At 59.3% G+C, this 18,829-nt stretch carries 12 protein-coding genes and 1 tRNA gene; 8 read left to right on the top strand and 5 right to left on the bottom strand.

Annotation, left to right across the window (positions count from 1 at the left end):
* The first annotated feature begins 420 nt into the window (after positions 1 to 420).
* The 4 genes from rplM (at position 421) to tsf (ending at position 3,177) form a co-directional block, all read left to right on the top strand.
* A complete protein-coding gene (gene rplM / locus QM649_RS00475) occupies positions 421 to 855 on the top strand; it encodes a 50S ribosomal protein L13 (protein WP_415197027.1) in 435 nt (144 codons plus the stop codon).
* Positions 856 to 878: 23 nt separating this feature from the next.
* The gene (gene rpsI / locus QM649_RS00470; RefSeq protein ID WP_415197026.1) at positions 879 to 1,274 is read left to right on the top strand and encodes a 30S ribosomal protein S9; all 396 of its coding nucleotides are present in this window, start codon (positions 879 to 881) and stop codon (positions 1,272 to 1,274) included.
* A 175-nt stretch (positions 1,275 to 1,449) separates the two neighbouring features.
* Entirely contained in the window at positions 1,450 to 2,337 is an 888-nt protein-coding gene (rpsB, locus tag QM649_RS00465) for a 30S ribosomal protein S2 (RefSeq protein ID WP_415197025.1), read from the top strand.
* Between the two features lie 177 nt (positions 2,338 to 2,514).
* Entirely contained in the window at positions 2,515 to 3,177 is a 663-nt protein-coding gene (tsf, locus tag QM649_RS00460; RefSeq protein WP_415197024.1) for a translation elongation factor Ts, read from the top strand.
* A gap of 77 nt (positions 3,178 to 3,254) precedes the next feature.
* Here tsf and QM649_RS00455 read toward each other — a convergent pair whose 3' ends face one another.
* A complete protein-coding gene (locus tag QM649_RS00455) occupies positions 3,255 to 6,839 on the bottom strand; it encodes an ABC transporter permease/M1 family aminopeptidase (protein WP_415197023.1) in 3,585 nt (1,194 codons plus the stop codon).
* 18 nt (positions 6,840 to 6,857) lie between these two features.
* Positions 6,858 to 7,745, bottom strand: coding sequence for an ABC transporter ATP-binding protein (locus QM649_RS00450; protein ID WP_415197022.1), 888 nt, complete (start codon positions 7,743 to 7,745; stop codon positions 6,858 to 6,860).
* A 211-nt stretch (positions 7,746 to 7,956) separates the two neighbouring features.
* Here QM649_RS00450 and QM649_RS00445 point away from each other — a divergent pair.
* A tRNA-Ser gene (locus QM649_RS00445) sits at positions 7,957 to 8,048 on the top strand.
* 329 nt (positions 8,049 to 8,377) lie between these two features.
* On the opposite strand, the gene QM649_RS00440 is transcribed toward QM649_RS00445, so the two are convergent.
* Positions 8,378 to 9,319: a carboxypeptidase-like regulatory domain-containing protein gene (locus QM649_RS00440; protein WP_415197021.1), complete on the bottom strand. Its 942-nt coding sequence runs from the start codon at positions 9,317 to 9,319 to the stop codon at positions 8,378 to 8,380.
* A gap of 512 nt (positions 9,320 to 9,831) precedes the next feature.
* Between QM649_RS00440 and QM649_RS00435 the strand changes: the two genes are divergently transcribed.
* The 3 genes from QM649_RS00435 (at position 9,832) to QM649_RS00425 (ending at position 14,071) form a co-directional block, all read left to right on the top strand.
* The gene (locus tag QM649_RS00435) at positions 9,832 to 10,479 is read left to right on the top strand and encodes a DUF1080 domain-containing protein (RefSeq protein WP_415197020.1); all 648 of its coding nucleotides are present in this window, start codon (positions 9,832 to 9,834) and stop codon (positions 10,477 to 10,479) included.
* Positions 10,480 to 10,688: 209 nt separating this feature from the next.
* Positions 10,689 to 13,241: an ABC transporter permease gene (locus QM649_RS00430; protein ID WP_415197019.1), complete on the top strand. Its 2,553-nt coding sequence runs from the start codon at positions 10,689 to 10,691 to the stop codon at positions 13,239 to 13,241.
* Between the two features lie 80 nt (positions 13,242 to 13,321).
* Complete coding sequence (locus tag QM649_RS00425) at positions 13,322 to 14,071, top strand: MgtC/SapB family protein (RefSeq protein ID WP_415197091.1); 750 nt, start codon at positions 13,322 to 13,324, stop codon at positions 14,069 to 14,071.
* Positions 14,072 to 14,119: 48 nt separating this feature from the next.
* Here the strand turns inward: QM649_RS00425 and QM649_RS00420 are convergent, their stop codons facing one another.
* Both QM649_RS00420 and QM649_RS00415 read right to left on the bottom strand, forming a co-directional pair.
* Complete coding sequence (locus QM649_RS00420; RefSeq protein WP_415197018.1) at positions 14,120 to 14,722, bottom strand: outer membrane beta-barrel protein; 603 nt, start codon at positions 14,720 to 14,722, stop codon at positions 14,120 to 14,122.
* Positions 14,723 to 14,732: 10 nt separating this feature from the next.
* Positions 14,733 to 18,806: a choice-of-anchor D domain-containing protein gene (locus QM649_RS00415; RefSeq protein ID WP_415197017.1), complete on the bottom strand. Its 4,074-nt coding sequence runs from the start codon at positions 18,804 to 18,806 to the stop codon at positions 14,733 to 14,735.
* Positions 18,807 to 18,829 lie beyond the last annotated feature (23 nt).

Below are 18,829 nucleotides of genomic sequence, written 5' to 3'. Positions count from 1 at the left end.
GGTTGTGTACGCAATTGCGCCCATAAAGTACCGAAATTGCGCAGAAACGCCGTGTAAAGACATCCGGTTTAAGATTGTCTGAGAGCCGAACATCGGCTTGCAGCCGTTCCCGACGGCCTGTGGAAGACCGGGTATGAATTCATTGACCCCGGGTAAAAATTGACGTATTCTAAAGTCCTTGCGCAGTGTGCGTCTGCCTGGCTGTGTGCAGTCCTCTGGCCGGGACGTGTACGTGGAAAGACCGAAGGAAGTGCGTCTGCGCCAGCCTCACGCGAACAGCATTCTGTAAGCTGCGGGGATATCCGGTCCGCGGCTGCTTTTTGCGCGTGGACGAAACATGTTTGGGGTGGCCCGAGAGGCTGCCGACCTGGGTCTCGGACGGCAAGGCCGGCCCGGTTTTTGAGGGAGAAGGAAAGAGCGATGTCGACATTTATTCCGAGCGCACACGAGATTGACCGCAAGTGGTACGTGGTGGACGCGACCGGCAAGACGCTGGGGCGCCTCGCGACCGAAGCTGCCAGCGTGCTGGCCGGCAAGAGAAATCCGAAGTATGTGCCCTACATCGACATGGGTGACCATGTGATCGTGATCAACGCGGAGAAGGTTCGCCTGACCGGGCTGAAGAGCCAGCAGAAGGTTTACCGCCGCTACACCGGCTTCCCGGGCGGTCTGCGCGAGGAGTCGTTCCTCCGCCTGCTCGAACGCAAGCCGGAGCAGATCATTGAAGAGGCGGTAAAGGGCATGCTGCCCAAGACCAAGCTCGGCCGCAAGATGGCGTCCAAGCTGAATGTCTACAAGGGCGATCAGCACCCCCACGCGGCGCAGAAGCCGGTGGCGCTCGAGATTAACGCGTAAGCACCCAAGGATCAGGACAGAGCATGGCAGATTTGGTTCAGTATTACGGAACGGGCCGCCGCAAGTCGGCGATCGCCCGCGTCTTCCTTCGCCCCGGTACGGGCAACTTCACCGTCAACGACAAGCCGAGCGAAGTGTACTTCGTCACCGAGCAGCAGCGCGTTTCGGCGCGCCGTCCGCTGGGTCTGACCGAGCTGACCGGCTCGTTCGACGTGGTGACCACGGTTCGCGGCGGTGGTGTGAGCGCGCAGGCTGACGCAGTGAAGATGGGCATTGCCCGCGCCCTGCTTGAGTTCAACGCCGAGCTGCGCAAGACCCTCAAGACCGATGGTCTGCTGACCCGTGACTCGCGCAAGAAAGAGCGCAAGAAGTACGGTCAGAAGGGCGCCCGCGCACGCTTCCAGTTCTCCAAGCGCTAGTCGCTGGCTGCTGGATCGGGCTTTAGCCCGGGTGTATCAGGTTTGCCGGTTCCTGCTTCGCTCTATAAAGGGCGAGGCAGGCGCCGGAGAGCATCAGGTAGTTCAATCTTCCCGATAGGGAATCAAGGGAATCAATCGCTGCCACGTGCAGCGATGCATTTCACGAGGAGGCTGTTTGGCCACGATCACCATGAAGGAGCTGCTCGAAGCGGGTGTTCACTTCGGGCATCAGACGAAGCGCTGGGATCCGCGGATGAAGGAATACATCTTCGGCGAGCGCAACGGCATTTACATCATCGACCTGCAGAAGACCTTGAAGATGTTCAAGGAAGCCAGCAAGTTCGTCACTGATCTGACGGCTCAGGGCAAGGTGGTTCTGTTCGTCGGCACCAAGCGTCAAGCTCAGGATGCCATCGCTGAAGAAGCGACCCGCTGCGGGATGTTCTACATCAACCAGCGCTGGCTGGGCGGCCTGCTGACCAACTGGGTGACGGTGCAGAAGTCGGTGAAGCGCCTTCAGGAACTGGATGAGATGGCCACGGACGGCCGTTATGACCTCCTCACCAAGAAGGAAGTCATCAAGCTCGAGCGCGAGCGCAAGCACCTGCAGGCGAACCTTGCCGGCATCAAGAACATGCGCCGCCTGCCGGATGCGATCTTCGTCGTCGACTCGAACAACGAAGCGATTGCCGTGAAGGAAGCCCGCAAGCTGGGTATCCCGGTTGTCGCGGTTGTCGACACGAACTGCGATCCGACGGTTGTGGACTATGTGATCCCTGGCAACGATGACGCGCTGCGCGCCATTCGCCTCTTCACCTCGAAGATCTCGGACTCCGTGGTCGAGGGTGTGCAGATGGCCGGCGACAAGCAGTATGCCGAGATCGCCGGTGTGACCACGCAGACCGACGTCGAAGTTGCGGCCGAGGGCGAAGCTCCGGCGGCCACCGAAGAAGCCACGGGTGAGGTTGTCGACCTCGAAGCGGCTCTGGGCGGCGGCATCCGCAAGGCTCCGGCGATCGTTGCGGCGCTGGATGAGGCCGAGGCAGCCGAGAGCGGTAACTAATTGCACGCGACGGCCTCTTGAGGCCGCCAACGGGCTCCGAGGGCGTGGCTGCGGGAATCATCCAGCCACGCTTTCTTTACGTAGAGCCTCTTTTGCCCTAAAGCTGGAATTCATGGCGGCTTGATCTGCCGGGTCGGCGTGGGGTGGGATTCTATAGAGAAGGAAACAGGGAAAAGGATGTCGACTGTGACTGAAAAGATTGATGCAAAGCTGGTAAAGCAACTGCGTGACAGCTCCGGCGCTCCGATGGGCGACTGTCTCAAGGCCCTGCAGGAGTCGAAGGGCGATATGGAAGAGGCCTTCGTCATTCTGCGCAAGCGCGGTATGGCGTCGGCGGCCAAGAAGGCTTCGCGCTCGACCAACGAGGGTGCGGTGGGCACCTATATCCACGCGGGCGGCAAGATCGGCGTGATGATCGAAGTCAACTGCGAGAGCGACTTCGTTGCCCGCACCGAGGACTTCCAGGAGCTGCTGAAGGACATCGCGATGCACATCGCCGCCGTCGATCCTCGCTACATCCGCAAGGAAGATGTAACGGCCGAGGACATGGAGCGCGAGAAGGAAATCTATCGTGCCCAGGCTGCCGCGACCGGCAAGCCGGCTCCGGTGGTTGAGAAGATCGTCGAAGGCAAGATGAGCAAGTTCTACGAGGAAGTCTGCCTCCTCGAGCAGCCCTTCATCAAGGAGCAGTCGGTGACCATCAAGGACCTGATTGCGACCAAGGTGGGCAAGCTCGGTGAAAATATCACCGTGCGCCGCTTCGCGCGCTTCAAGGTTGGCGATCCGAACTGGACCGTTGCCCAGGTGAAGGCGACCGAGACGGAAGAGGCTGCGAGCTAAGCTCCGCACTTCTGCTATAAGAAGGGCCCGGACCAATCGGTCCGGGCCTTTCTCTTTTGTAACCGTGCTGGTGACAGTTACAGTTTACTGGTGTCCGTCATGTTGTCCTCTGGATTGCGGTCGATCAGCTTGTTGTATGGATCGATGCCAGCCCGCGTGGGTTTCTGATCGACGATGAAGGTGATGGTGTTGCTGGCTCCGCTCAGCCATTGCTTCTCGACGCGGATCGGCTGCTCGTGATCCTTCTCGCCGGAGAAGACGCCGACCTCGATCAGGTCATGCACCGGCACCTCCTGCTCGACTCCATCGCCATTGGCCCTGAACTTGTGGCTCTGGACCTTCATGGTGACCTTGTATTTATGATCGGCAGTCTCCTGCCAGTTGGCAGATACGACGCGATTGTCATACAAGGTGATGGTCTCGAACATGTCGGTGATCAGATACTGCAATTCGGGCGGAGTCGCACCACGAAGAGCTGCGGTGAAGCCGCGCGTGTCCGGATACGGCGATTTCGCATAGCGGTTGTCGCGCAGATACTGGCCGAGTGCGTCGTTGAGCTTGTCCTCGCCGATGTAGTCGCTGAGCGCATAGAGCACGAGCGAACCTTTGCGGTACCAGACATATGGCTCGTCCTGGACGAGTACGAGTGGCGGTTCGTGGCGGACTTCTCCGGCGCGCCCACGCAGGTAGGCGTCGAGTTCATGCCGGAGGAAGCGGCGCATCTGTGCATCCCCGTATTTGTGTTCCATGATGCGCAACGCGGAGTACTCGGCGAGACTCTCGGACATCATGTTCGAGCCCTGCACGTCTCCGCCGATCAGCTGATGACCCCACCATTGGTGGGCAAGCTCATGCGCGGTCACAAACCAGGTGAAGTCGATATCCTCCGGTTTGAGCACGCGGCCGATGAAGCCCATGCCCTCTGAGTAAGGAACCGTATTCGGGAAGGACTGCGCGAACTCGCGATAGCGCGGGTATTCAAGAATGCGGTACTGCGCAAACTGGTAGGGCGAATAGTACTTCGAGTAATAGTCGAGACCGGACTTCGACGCACCGATCATCTTGTCGAGATCGTAAGGATGCGCGGGATCGTAATAGACCTCGAGGTTCACGTTGTTCCAGCGATCCTGCTTCACCGTATATCTTCCGGAGAGGTAGGAGAAGAAATCCTGGATCTGCGTAGAGCCCATGCTGTACTCGAAGTAATTGCGGTTGTCGGCCGTCCACTTCTTCTGGAGATAGCCGGGTGAGATCGCGATCTGGTCGCCACTGGTACTGACGACGGTGTGATAGGTGACCCAGTCGGAGTCAGGCCGGAAGAGATTCAGCTCCGAATAGTAGGCATCGCCACGCGGCGCCATCTCCTCGTATTTGCCCAGTCCCTCTTCGCGCCGGCGAACCGGGTTGTCGAGTTCCACACCGCGGTTGTAACCGAGGTAGGGGAAATAGTCGGCGTCGAAGAAGGTGCCGTTGTAAGCAAACTCAGCGCGCTCGTTGCCGTCCTTGAACCCATGCGAGGTATAAGCGCAGGTGAAGAACATGCGCATGCGCTCACCGGGTGCGAGAGGCGTCGCAAGGTGGTAGATCCAATACCAGTGGCGGCGATCATTGAGCGTTTGCGTTGAGGGCCGATTGAAGTGGACCTCAACGATCGATTCCTTATCGCCGCTGATGTGGATGTCGCTGATCGGTTGAGCCGAGCGATTTTCCAGGTCATACCACCCTGTAGCAGAGAACGACCGCTGTTGAGGGTAGATGTTTACGTTGGTGTCGACCGCGATGATCTTGGGCAGCGGCTGCTTCTCGTATTTCTTGTAAAGCTTCTCGTACTCCGCCTGCAGGTGCCGCTGCTGCTTTGCAGTGCGGAAGACGTTCAGCACATGTGTGTTGTAGTAGAACCAGCTTCCGCTGCCAATGGCGATGATTGCGAGCACGATGGAGATCGGTATGAGTCCCGGCAGGCGCTGGGATGCAGCATGCAGGCGGGCCCGCCATGCGAGATCGCTGCCACGGCGATGCAGCAGGACTGCGATAACCCCGAGCAGGCCTCCAATGGAGAGCCAGTAGACAAGCGACCAGGTTAACGCAGCGACGAAGTGGCCATAGCCGTTCATGTCCGAATAGGTGTACGGCGTGATCTCGCCATAAAGAACGAGTCGACTCTCTACGCCGACCCGATAGAGTACGGGGACGAGAATGAAGAAGCCAACGACGATACCGTGGCCGAGGAATTTGTTGCCGATCACCGTCTGTACAAAGAAGGCAAGCAGCGCGTAGATGATGATCTGCGCGAAGGTGATCAGATAGAGCTCTTTGAAGTACTGAAGCGGCTCGAAGTGGAAATATCCCTGCACTGCCTGCGACAGCATGCCGCAAAACATGACCACGGTGAGCAGAATGAGTTCGACGATGGCGAGGGAGCAGAACTTGCTGATCCAGTCGATCCACTCGCGCGAGGGCAGTGCGTCGTGGATGAGCTCAAATCGAACATCGCGCTCGCGCCAGATCAACTCGCCCGCGTAGAGCGTGGAGACGATGAGGAAGAAGAGCATGGCCGAGCCTTCGACCGCACCCAGCATGAGATAGGTGACCGGCCATACATTCGACTCTTCGAGGCGGCCGGCAAAGTGCCCGTTGATCATGATGTAGACAATCATGACCAGCGTGATGGCCCAGAAGGGAATCTCGCGGACCACGTTGCGGATACGTAGCCGGACAAGGCTCGTGAACTGCAGCAGTGTTGTGCGTGCGCTGAAAAGTGGATGCACGGCGGGAAGTGCAACCGTGAACAGGCGGCGTGGGGGCCTTGCTGCCTCCTGCTCCGTCTTTTTCTTTTTGTGCGACGCGCGTGCGGTCAGTGCCTCGGCGGACATGGGGAAGAAGATCCATGTAGCCGCCAGCGAAAGCAGCCCCACGGAGATCCAGAGGACACGGTTCCAGAGGAACATGCCCGTCCATGCAGGGATAAGAGAATTGCGTTCGGCGACTGTCCAGTAGCGAGTGACGTTGCCAGTCAACAGCATTCCCAAAGGATCGAAGACGGAAGGCCAGTAGACGTTCAGGCTGCGCGTCTGGTCTACGGAGATGGCGAGGATGAGATAGACGACAAAGAAGACCACGCCCTGCAGGTAGACCGTGATGATTTTGCGTGTGAGCGCAGCCACCATGAAGAAGATGGCTCCCACGAAGAAAACCTGGATAGCGGTGAAGGAGAAGAAGAGCTTCGCCATCATGCCGAGATGGATGGGAGCGATGCGCGTGTGATCGGCCCATGGCGCGAAGCAGCCCGCGATCTCACCAAGCGGCAGGCTGATGAAGATGGCCAGCGTGATGAGCAGGGAACCAAGCCATCGGCCGCCGAGGTACGCGATCTTGGAGATGGGCTTGGTAAAGACCATCTGATAGGTGTCACGCTGGAAGTCCCGCAGGATCGAGGTGCCGAAGATCGCCGACATCACGATGATGCCGAAGGCGGGAAACTCGGCGAAGATGATCCAGGTGGCGTAGGGGCTGTTGAGCATGATCTTTCCTGCCCCGGCTGGACCGAAGTCCTCTGCGGCGATGCAGAGGAAGGCGAGCAGGAAGAAGATCGCGAAATAGACGTAAGTCGAGAGGCTCTTCAACCGGAGCCGCAGTTCGAAGAGCAGGAAGTCGAGAAACATGGAAGATCTCCGGCGCGACTAGTTGACCTTCGGGGTATGGCGGTCGATCTGCAGGAAGTACACGTCCTCGAGATTGGCCTCGACATGGCGGAAGCCTCCACCCGGGTCGGACTCGGAGTAGATGCGGACCTCGTGCGCTCCACCGAGCAGCTGCACGGAGACGATCTGGCGGCTTGCTTCGATCTCGGCGAGCTCCGCATCGCTGGCAGCGAGCTTGCTCCAGATGTGTCCGCTAAGAGCCTCCAGGGCCTCGGACGGTGATCCCTCGATCAGCACCTGACCACTGCTGATGATCGCCATGCGGTTGCAGAGCTCGCGTACATCCTCGACGATGTGCGTCGAAAGAATAACGATGACATCCCGTCCGATGGAGCTTAACAGGTTCAGGAATCGATGCCGTTCGACCGGATCGAGGCCGGCGGTGGGTTCATCGACGATGATGAGTTTCGGATTGGCGAGAAGCGCCTGCGCGATGCCGAAGCGCTGCTTCATGCCGCCGGAGTAGGTGCTGAGCGCCTTCTTGCGCGCGTCCCAAAGATTGGTCTGGTTCAGGAGCGCTTCGACGATGGCCTTGCGTTCGCCGCTGTTAGTGATGCCCTTCATCACAGCGAGGTGATTGAGCATGTCGAGCGCCGAGATCTTTGGGTAAACTCCGAATTCCTGCGGGAGATAACCCAGCACGCGCCGGACGGTATCTTTTTCCTTGAGGACATTGAGGCCATCGAGCCAGATTTCGCCACTGTCGGGCTCCTGCAGTGTGGCGATGGTGCGCATCAGGGTGCTCTTGCCGGCGCCATTCGGGCCGAGCAGGCCGAACATGTTATTTCCGATGGTAAGGTTTAGTCCTTTGAGCGCCTGGACCCCGTTGGCATAGGTCTTGGTAAGACCGGTAATCGTAAGCGGCACACTCTCTCCCCTGCATGGAATGAAACGACGTGCGGCCGGAAACCAGCGCGCGAAGAAACAAACGGACGGAATGGTAGTGAAGTATACGGCGGGGCTGCCGGATTCGTTGCAATTCTTTTTTGGCGGAATCAGGGTAAACCGCAGCCGATTTGGGGTTTAGCTCTGGCGATGGTATTATTCATCTTGTCTCCTCGCTCCTGAGAGCATCTGCGGAGAGGTGGCAGAGCCCGGTTGAATGCACCTGACTCGAAATCAGACATAGTCGCAAGGCTATCGGGGGTTCGAATCCCTCCCTCTCCGCCATAAGCCATAAAATCAGTGAGTTAGAGTTGCAGGCTCAAGATCAGCGGCCACCCTTCAGGTGGCCTTTTTCATATTTTGGCGGTTAGTGCCTGCACGGCATCTGGCAACTGAGCGGCGGTCATTTTGATAGACCGAACTACCATTGTGACGATGCACGCCTGGCAGGCCGTTCGGTGAAATTGAGATGGACTTTAGCCTGATCAGTCGTATGACGACCGTGAGCCAGAGGCCGTGCTCACATGAGACCGCTCCGTGTGTCTTGTGGCCTGCGCAGACCTATATGAATCTCAGGGGCAGAATGGCTTGCGATGTTCAGCAATTGGCGCTCTCTACGGAGTCAGCTGCCGATGAGTCGTGAGGTGATTCCACACAAACTCACGCAGCAGGCCCTCGCCTGCGGTTCCCAATACGCCGAAGGCGGCACGCGTAAACACCAGCCCTGCACCTCGATCGGCGTGGGGATAGTACGCATTGGAGAGCGCGCCCGAAGTGAGATACCCCGCCACATATGCGTAGTTGATCTCGTCCTGGCCGTCGTCCCCTCGCAGAATCACCGAATAGCTGATCGCGTGCAGAAACCGTGAACGGAAAGTGCCTGTTCCCTGGTAGTAGTAACGCGGGTCCTCATGAAACAGCGATGCATACACGGCATGGCGGAAGATATCGCTGGTAAGTCCGTCGCCATAGGCCGCGGCAAAGCGTTTGCCATACCCTGCTGCGCCCTGCCCATAACCCTTATAGTCATTCCGGGCCTGTTCTATGCCCGCGGAAACGCCTGCTGACAGAAACGTGACCGGGTCCAGTTCATCGCGAAACGCCAGCGAAAACTTCTGCCTGCTCGAGAGCGGCGCAGCATCGGCAATAAAACTGGTGTAGAAGTTAGGTACGACTCCGATGATGCGCTGCTTCTCCGCTGCATGAATCTGCGCGGTTGCAATTTCTTCGGTTGTGGCAGCAACATGCACGCTCGTTGCTGCCGCCTTCAGCGCAAGCGTAATCGATAAATCCGCTATCGGCTGTGCCGCGTTCAGCAGGATGTGCGGCATCACCTGCTCCACATAGCCCGTGGCATTTACATCGACCGAATACTCGCCGGCAGTCAGTCCTGCGCAAGCAAAACTACCGTCGGCTAGAGATTGAGTCCTGCATGCTTCACGTGCAGAAGCATTCTTGACCACAATCTCCGCTGCGAGAACGGGCCCACCGGCAGGATCTCTCACCACACCATGGATGCCCGTGCTCTCTGCTCTCTGCGCGACCGCAGTTCGCACAGGAATGATCAGCAAGAGAAGCAGTGCATATGTGATTCTCTTCTTGCGACAAGAGCGAGTTTTGAGAGAAGGCTGCGCATCGCAGGAATGTCGAAAATGGATGCGTGTCTTCTGGGTCTGGTTCACTTTGATCCTCGCACTGTAGGTTCACAGTAGCGAAGTGAACTTAACCTCGCCTTAAGGCGGCAAAGACAGTAGAACCTCCTTCAGCGTCTTTTCTTGGCGAAGCGCTGAAGGAGGCGAGATCAGCAACCGGAAAGGTTTGCCGATGGGCGCAGTATGGCATGCCAAAGCTTATGCGAACCTTAACGCCGGTAAAACCGCCCGCGATGATCGCCTCCCGTTTGCCATCCTCACTGCGCCCCCTCCATAATTTGTCTGCTTGAAAAGTCAGGCTTGAAGGGGATGAGCGGCGAATGCGGATGCGAGTGGGAGTCTGTGCAGCTTTATTGTTGGGTACCGTATTTTCGGCATCGGGGCAGGCACCCAATATCCCGAAGCATGATCGTGCCGTGAAGCTCTTTGACGGCAAGGACCTGAACGGCTTCGATACCTTTCTGAAGAAAGACGGGTTAAATTCCGATCCGAACCACGTCTTTACTGTTGATCATGGGGTCGTGCACGTCTCCGGCACCGAGATGGGGTATTTCATCACGAAGCAGGAGTATTCCAACTACTATCTGCGCGCTGAGTTCAAGTGGGGCGAAGGCACCTTCGGCGAGCGGCATGGCCAGGCGCGCGACAGCGGCATTCTCTACAACATCCAGGGAGAGAATAAAGTCTGGCCACGCTCGGTGGAGTTCCAGATCAACGAAGGCTGCACTGGCGACTTCTGGATGACCGATGGTGCGGCGCTCACCGGCAAGGATGGGAAGCGGGTGACCGGTCCTGAAGGCAGTGCGATGAAGATCGATCGTTTCGACAAAGGACCTTATCAAAACGTGACCGGTTACCGCGACCCAGTGAACGAATTAGAAAAGCCGCACGGTGAGTGGAACGTCGTGGAGCTTGTAAATCGTAATGGCCACGTGTGGCAGTATGTGAACGGAAAGCTGGCGAATGAGGGCACCGATGCTTCGCCGGCAAGCGGAAGGATTCTCTTTCAGGCAGAGGGTGCTGAGATCTACTTCCGCGATATAAAGCTGTACCCGCTCAAGTAGCACTGCGTTCGTAGAGGCTGCAGGAGGACGATTTCTTAATCTCCTTTTGCAGCTTCACGCTCTGCAAAGGCCGCATATCGTCGCTCTCGTATTTGCCGATTGCCTCTTTCGGCATCCGGCCAATACCATGCGTGTGTATCTGAATCCTGAATGCCTGGGCCCTGTAAAACTTTTGCTTCTGCAACCGGAAAGTCTGTGGAGGTCGGGTTATGAGAGATCTGCTGCGGGATCTGCGATACGCATTCCGTCAACTGTGCAAGACTCCGGGATTCACGATCACCGTGCTGCTCACGCTTGCACTCGGCATCGGCGCCAACTCGGCTATCTTCACGCTGGTCAATGCCATCCTTCTCCATAATCTTCCGGTAGTAGATCCCAAGACTCTCGTACGTATCGGCGACAGAGACGATTGCTGCGTGAATGGCGGCTGGAGCGACGATGGGGACTATTCGCTCTTTGCAACGGACAGCTATCGCATGCTCAAGAAGAACTTGCCGGAGTTCGAAGAGCTGGCAGCGTTGGAGTCGGGCTATGCCTGGCGGCCGATTACCGTCCGCAGGGCCAATGCGGGAAGTCTTGCGAAGTCTGTCATGGGAACTTTTGTCTCTGGCAACTACTTTCGCGTCTTCGGGTTGTCTCCCGCGGCCGGACGCCTTTTAACAGATACGGATGACCAGAAGGGCGCACCGATCACTGCCGTCATGAGCTATGACACGTGGCAGCAGGACTACGCAGGCGATCCGGCTGTCGTTGGAGCTTCGTTTTATATCAACACCAAGCCGGCCACGATTGTCGGCGTTGCGCCGAAAGGGTTTTACGGCGATCGCATCGACACGAATCCTCCGAAGTACTTCCTCCCGATGAATTCGATGGATGGGGTTATTGGCGCACCATACTTTAACGATCCCGATTCGCAGTGGGCTTACATCATTGGCCGCGTAAAGCCCGGAGTTTCTTTGCCGGCTCTGCAGGCGAAGGCCAGTGCATTGCTGAAGCAACAACTCTCGCCGCTCAAGACATTTTCCGACCCGCGTGCCAAACAGGTTCTCTCTCGCACGCATGTGGTGCTGACTCCCGGCGGTGGTGGCATCCAGAACATGCAGGAGGACTACAAGGAGCACCTAAGGCTGCTTCAATGGATAGCAGCGATGGTTCTTCTTGTCGCGTGTGCGAATATCGCGAACCTCTTGCTGGTGCGTGGCATGAGCCGCCGTGCAGAACTTGCCATCCGTTCCGCGCTGGGCGCTCAGCGCAGCAGGATCGTGCGCCAGCTTCTCACGGAGAGCATTCTTCTCTCCAGTGCGGGAGGTTTACTCGGTCTCGTCATCTCGTACCTTGGTGCACACGCACTGTTGGCGCTTGCCTTTCCCGATCAGCACAACATGCCGATCTCGGCCTCGCCGTCCCCGCTGGTTATCGGCTTTTCTTTCGTTCTTTCTCTTGTGACCGGAGTCCTCTTCGGTCTTGCGCCTGCCGTGATGGCCGCGCGTACGCATCCTGCGGAAGCCCTGCGTTCCAATGCGCGCACAACCGCGCAGGGGGCCTCTCTCCTGCAACGTGTTCTCGTCGTGATACAGGCGGCTCTCTCGCTTGTGCTCCTTGTCGCCGCGGGGCTCTTTGCACAAAGCCTCAATAAAGCCGAGAACGTGGATATGAAGCTGGATGCAAGGAACCGCTATATCGCTCACATCAATCCACAGGCTGCCGGCTATAAGAACACGGAAGTGGAGCCCCTCTACCAGACCATTGTGGATCGCTTCCACGCCATTCCCGGTGTTGTGAAGGTCGGTCTTTCCACCTATACACCGATGGAGGAAAACAACTGGGGATCTGGCGTGAAGATAGAGGGCGAAAAAGACCTGAACAAAGGCGCATCCTGGGTGAAAGGCACTCCCGAATATTTCGATTCCGTGGGGACACGCGTCGTGATGGGCCGTGGCTTCAAGCCGCAGGACGTACTGGGCGCGCCACCCGTTGCCGTGGTGAACGAAGAGTTTGTGAAGCAGTTTTTCGGTAAGCGTAATCCTATCGGCCACCACTTCGGCAACTCTGGACCGGGGAGGGCCGGGAGAGATGGTGCACATGAGATTGTTGGCGTCGTAGAAGACACCACGTATAGCAGCGTTTACTGGAAGAATCATGCCATGTACTTTCTGCCTCTGACACAGCGCGCTGGCCTTGCGAACGATCCCGACGATCCTATCGAAGAGGATCAGTCGATGTACGCTGGAGCCATTGTCATTCAGACGGCGCACCCGATATCCGGATTTGAGAAGATCGTCAGCGACACTCTGGCGGGCATCGATCCGAACCTCACCATTGTGAAGTTTCAGACCTTTCAGCAGCAGATCGACGATCGTTTTACCGAGGAGCGGTTGATCGCGCGACTCACCTCTCTCTTCGGCCTGCTTGCATTGCTGCTCGCGGCGATTGGGCTCTATGGCGTTACGGCTTACACCGTGGTGCGCCGTACGCCTGAAATCGGCATCCGCATGGCTCTGGGAGCGGCGCGCAGCCGCGTTGTGGGAGCTGTCATAAGAACCGCAATGCTGCAGACTGCCATAGGGCTTGCGATTGGCATCCCGATCGCAATCTTCTGCGTGCGATATGTCAAGTCGCAGCTCTTCGATATCACCAGCGTTAGTGTGCCGCTTATGGCGATTGCCATCGGGGTCTTGCTTTTGGCAGCAGCTGTTGCGGGCATTATCCCGGCCAGGCGTGCTGCCTCTATCGATCCCGTGCGGGCTTTGCGCATCGAATAATGCCGGTGACCCGCATGAGCCGAATTCGTGCATAAGGCTGCGGGTGAAAGTTTATTGGGTTAGTGCACAATTAATTTGTGATGGTTCTCTTCAGCCCGGCCAATGAAACGCATCATTGGTGGACGGATTCGGTTCCACTGTGGCAGCAGCAAACTTTTCCGCGTTTGATTCTGGCCCTCGTGCTCGGAATCTGTGTCGGAGCGGAACGTCAGTGGCGGCAGCGTGCAGCTGGACTTCGAACCAACACGCTGGTGTGTCTGGGTGCAGCTGCGTTCGTGGATCTGGGACTCACCGTCGCTCCGAACACGACACAGGTTATTGCGTACGTGGTCTCCGGTGTGGGCTTTCTTGGCGCAGGAGCGATCATGAAAGAGGGCGCCAACGTTCGCGGCCTCAATACAGCTGCAACTCTCTGGTGTTCGGCGGCGGTAGGCGCATGTGTCGGCGCTGGAGAGCTTCTTGATGGAATCTTTGTTGCCGGTCTCTTGATTGCGATCAATTCAGCTTTGCGGCCGTTATCCCGTTTTATCGATCGACGATCACTGGCAGCTTCCAATCCAAGCGTCCTCTTTCGACTGAGCGTAATCTCCGAAATCGAGCACACCTCCGAAACCGAGCAGCACCTCACTCAGATCTTGTCCAACCGGGCGATTCTTCTGCGCGAGCTTCGCCGGCAAGATGACCGGGAGAGCGCAACGTCCATGCTGCAGGTGGTTCTTGAGTCACAGTCGAAAAATCTTGAAGTGCTGCAGAAAGTCGTGGCAGATCTTCGCCTATGCCCGTGGGTGAAGTCTGTGGATGTGTACGAGACCGATCCCGACAGTGAATGAGTCGAGCCAATGCTCGTTCATGCAACGATACGTGCTCCACACTAGGAGTCATGGGTGAGAGTGCCCGAAGCGATAGACGAGGCCTGTGCTGATGCGCACGTTGTTTTGCAGGTCGTTCGTGCGGTTGCTCGTGGACGTCATCATGTAATCAGCATCGACGAGTCGCAGCCACCAGTGATCGCCGAGCCGCCTGTCGATGCCCCCGCCGATGTTCATTGCGAAGACCACACCGGGATCGCTGGCTGCGGGCGTGTTTCCCTGTACCAGGGTGCCGCTCGCGTGTTCTCCGCCGAGCAGCACCTGGCCGTAAGGGTTCCACCGCTCGTGGGGGGCGGGACGGAAACGATAGCCCGCTGTAAATACTGACAGCGTGAGGTCATAGCCGGCGGGGCTGATGCCCGCAGCATGCACGACCGTTGTATCGAAGACGAACGCGGAGTAGCCCGAGTAGAAAGTGCGCGCAATTTCGCCGCTGCCGCCATTGAGCGAGAAGCAGCCGCACTCCGCAGGAGGCGCGTTCGAATGCACCCACGTGTATTCGCCAGCGACCTCGGTCTGACCCTGCCAGGTACTGGCCGAGGGCTGTGTCTGAGCGCATGCAGAGGAGACGGCCAGAGCGAGCAGGAGCAAATGGGCGATAGATAGTTTCATGGCGTCTCCCTTACTTCACCGTCAGCTGAACGGTCGTTGAGTGTTGTACGGAGCCGCTGGTACCGGTCACCGTGACGGTGTAGGTGGTCGATGAAGATGCGGCCTGCGGTAGAGCGAAGCCTGCGCCGCATCCGCTCATAACGGCCATGGTGCCGAGCAGGAGCAAGAGGCAGCCCGTGCCGGTGAGCCATGCACGCCGCATCCGCATATTCCATCTCCGGCGCGTGCGCCAGCCTGGAATGAGTATCAGAAGCGCTGCGAAGATCGGTGCGAGCCTCATCCTGGACCACGGCGTATCACTCGCAGCCTGCGCGCTCTGCGCCGCCGTCTGCATGGTCATCGTGGAAGTCGCACCCGAGGCGCCCGGAGTGACCGAGGTGGGCGAGAAGCTTACGGTCGCACCTGGTGGGAGACCGGTCGCCGCGAGCGCGACGGCACTGGTAAAGCTGCCGCCGGTGGACGCGACATTCACGGTGAAGGTCGCCGCATTCCCCGCAGTTACAGACTGTGTGGAAGGCGTCGCGGCCACGGTGAAGTCGGCGGTCGCGGGAGCCGCGGTGCCAGTGCCGGTAAGCGCGGCCGTCTGCGGTGAGCCAGCGGCATCGTCGGCCACCGAGAGAGTGGCGGTGAAGCTTGCGGTTGTGTCGGGCGCGAAGGTGACGGCGATGGTGCAGCTTGCGCCAGCCGCCAGCGTCGCGCCGCAGGTGTTGGCGCCGATGGCGAACTCCGATGCGTTCGCACCGGCGAGCGAGATGCTTGCGATGTTCAGCACAGCCGTGCCGCTGTTGGTCAGTGTCGCTGTCTGCGCGGCTGAGGAGGTTCCTGCCGTCGCGGTGTAGGTCAAGGATGTAGGCGTGAGCGTAGCGATGGGGGAGCCGGGCGGTGCGGTTGCTCCGGTTACAGTCCCGGTGAGCGTTGCGGTTTGCACGGCAAGCGGAGAGGCATTGTCGTTTACTGTGAGCGCCGCGCTATAGCTTCCCGATGAAGTTGCGATGAAACCGATGCTGACGCTGCACGTTGCACCTGCCGCAAGCGTTGTGCCGCAGCTGTTGGCCGCGATCTGAAATGCGCCGGTATTGCTTCCGGTAATGGTGATAGATGAGATGTCCAGCGTCGCGCTGCCCGTATTCGTCAGGTTCGCAGTTTGGCTTGCTGCCTGCGCGCCTTGACTGACGGTGAAACTCAACGAAGAGGGCGTGAGCGTGGCCTGCGGCGTTCCACCACCCGAGCCGGTGCCGGTGCCCGTCAATGAAATCGTCTGTGTCGACGCTGCGTTATTCAGCGAGTTATCGGTCAGCACCATCGTGCCGTTGTTTGTGCCCGATGCGGTTGGGGTAAAGTCGACCGGCAGCGTGCAGTTCTGGCCGGAGAGCAGCGTGAAGGAACTGAGACCGTTCGCTGAACAGGTGGAGGAAGCATCGAGCGCCCATCCGGGCGTCGTTACCGGATCTGCCGGTGAAGAACTGAAGGGCACACTCAGCTGGTTATTGCCGATGTCATTCAGGATGGCCGTCTCCGGATCGTCGGAGCTATCTTCTGTCCCCACCGCGGTCGGTGTCGGCCATACGAGCGCGGACTGCGAGACGTTGATCTTGCGGATGCGCGACTGCACATCGTTGGCGCTGTAGAGGTTGCCGGAGCCATCGAGCGCGATGCCCGTGGGCTCGCCGAGGTCGGCCTTGGTCGCGGGCCCGTTATCGCCCGGCGCATTCGAGTCGTCGAGCCCGGTGCCTGCGATGGACGAGATGATCCCTGTGGCGGAGGAGACCATGCGGATGTAGCTTCCATTCGCCTCCGAGATGTAGAAGTCTCCCGCGCTGTCGACGACCACAAAAAGTGGCTCGTTGAGAGAGGCGCTGGTGGCCGGGCCGCCGTCACCGCTGTCTGTATCGTTGGGGTTGCCCGTCCCGGCGACGGTGGAGATGTAACCGGTGGAGGCATTGATGACCCGTATCTCGTTGTCGTTCGGATCGGCGAGATAGAGATTGTCGCTGCTGTCGAAGGCCAGCGAATTGACGGAGACGGCCGCGTCGATGGCCGGGCTGCCGTCGCCTCCCGTGCCGTTTCCGGCGATGGTGGTAATGATGCCGTCGCTTGCATCCACGCGGCGAATGGAGGTGCCGTCCGCGATGTAGAGATTGTCGTGGCTGTCGAACTTCACATCGCTGGGGTCATGAAATCCTGCGCTGGTGGCCGGGCCGCCGTCGCCCGAATCTGTCTTGGTGCCGTTTCCGGCCACGGTGGTGATGATGCCGGTTTGCGCATCGACCCTGCGAATTCTGAAGTTCTGGTGGTCGGCGATATAGAGGTTCCCGGCGCTGTCCATGCCCAGGCCTACGGGGTAGTTCAGCTCGGCGCTGGTGGCCGCGCCGCCGTCGCCGGAGAAGCCCTCCTGGCCATTGCCTGCGACGGTGGTGATGACGCCGGTGGCTGCGTCGATCCTGCGCACGGCATGGTTGCCATCGTCAGAGAAATAGAGATTGTTTGCGTTGTCGAGTACCACGCCCTCGGGGCCGTTGATGGTGGCGCTGGTGGCCGCGCCGCCGTCTCCGGTGTAGCCGAACCCGCCCGTGCCTGCGATGGTGGAGATGATGCCTGGCGTCAAGGCGGCGAGCGGTCCGACGCCGAGCCCGTTCAGGCCGATGTTGGTGTTGCCGGTGCTCGTGACGGCTTGCAGAGGCACCGGCCGCCGCCCCGGATAGGCCGGGCTGAAGGTGATGGGGATGGTGCAGATGGTGCCCGCGGGATTCGAGGTGGCGCCATCGACGGTGCAGCCGCTGACCGTGCCGACGGTGTACTCCTGCTTGTTGCCCTGGGAGGCAGGCACCTTGAAGCTGGTGATGGTCTCGGCGGCGGTGGTGGCAAGGAAGAGATTGACCGGCGTGCTGCTGCTGGCCACGTTGGTGTTCGGGAAAGTGATCGGGCTGATTTCGCGGAGGTATTCCAGGTCAGAGGAGTAGAGGTTGCCGTTGCGGTCGAGGGCGATGCCGGCGGGCAGCTGGAGCTCCGCTTGTGGGGCCGGTCCTCCATCGCCCGAGTGGCCGTCCGTGCCGTTGCCCGCCAGGGTGGTGATGATCCCGGTCGAGCCCGAGACCACGCGCAGCCGGTTGTTGTAGGAGTCGCAGATATAGAGGTTGCTGCCCGCATCCACCTTCACGTCGGAAGGCTGATACAGCTCCGCACTGGTCGCCGCACCGCCATCGCCGGAGTAGCCTGCGGTCCCGGTTCCGGCCACGGTGGTGATGATGCCGGTGCTTGCCGCAACCTCGCGGACCTTGTTGTTGCCCCCGTCGGCAATGTAGAGATTGCCGGCGCTGTCGAGGGCGACGCCCAGGGGGTAGTTCAGCTTGGCGCTGGTGGCCAGGCCGCCATCCCCGGATGAGCCGGCAGAGCCCGTTCCCGCGATGGTGCTGATGATGCCGGTGGAGGCGGCGATCTCACGCACGACATTGTTGGCGGCATCTGCAATGTAGATATTTCCGCTGCTGTCGACCGCGATGCCTGCCGGGCTGGCGAGTTCGGCGCCGGTGGCTGCACCCCCGTCTCCGGAGTAGCCGCTCGTTCCGTTTCCGGCCACGGTGGTGATGGTGAAGGTGTCATCCACCTTGCGCACCCGATTGTTGCCGGTATCGGCGATATAAAGATTGCCGTCGCTGTCGAGCGCTACTCCTGCGGGGTGGTTGAGCTCGGCACTGGTGGCCGAGCCGTTATCGCCCGAGTAGCCAGTGGTGCCGTTCCCTGCCACGGTGGTGATGGTTCCGTTGAAAGAGCTGATGCTGCGGACGACACCGGCCACGGAGTCGCTGAAAGAAATGTTTCCGCTGCCGTCCACCACGATGCCGTAGGCATCGCTGATGCCGGCGGCAGTAGCCTGGCCTCCGTCTCCGGAATAGGTCGTGGAGCCGTTGCCTGCAATGGTCGAGATGCCCTTGACCGGGACCAGCTGCCCCAGCATCAGGCCCGTGGCCGATATCGTGAGAGCAAGAGAAAGCACGGTGCGCAGGACTCGGCAGGAGATCAACCGGCGTGTTTGCCATTTCCACATGCGGACGAGGGGAAGACTTCTCAGAATGGGCGGTTGCATCGGAGGCTCTCCTTGATTGCGTC

This window comes from Silvibacterium sp., assembly GCF_047605705.1.
GTDB lineage: Bacteria > Acidobacteriota > Terriglobia > Terriglobales > Acidobacteriaceae > Silvibacterium.
The sequence above is the reverse complement of the archived record's forward strand: the minus strand, read 5'-3'. Positions and strand labels throughout refer to the sequence as shown.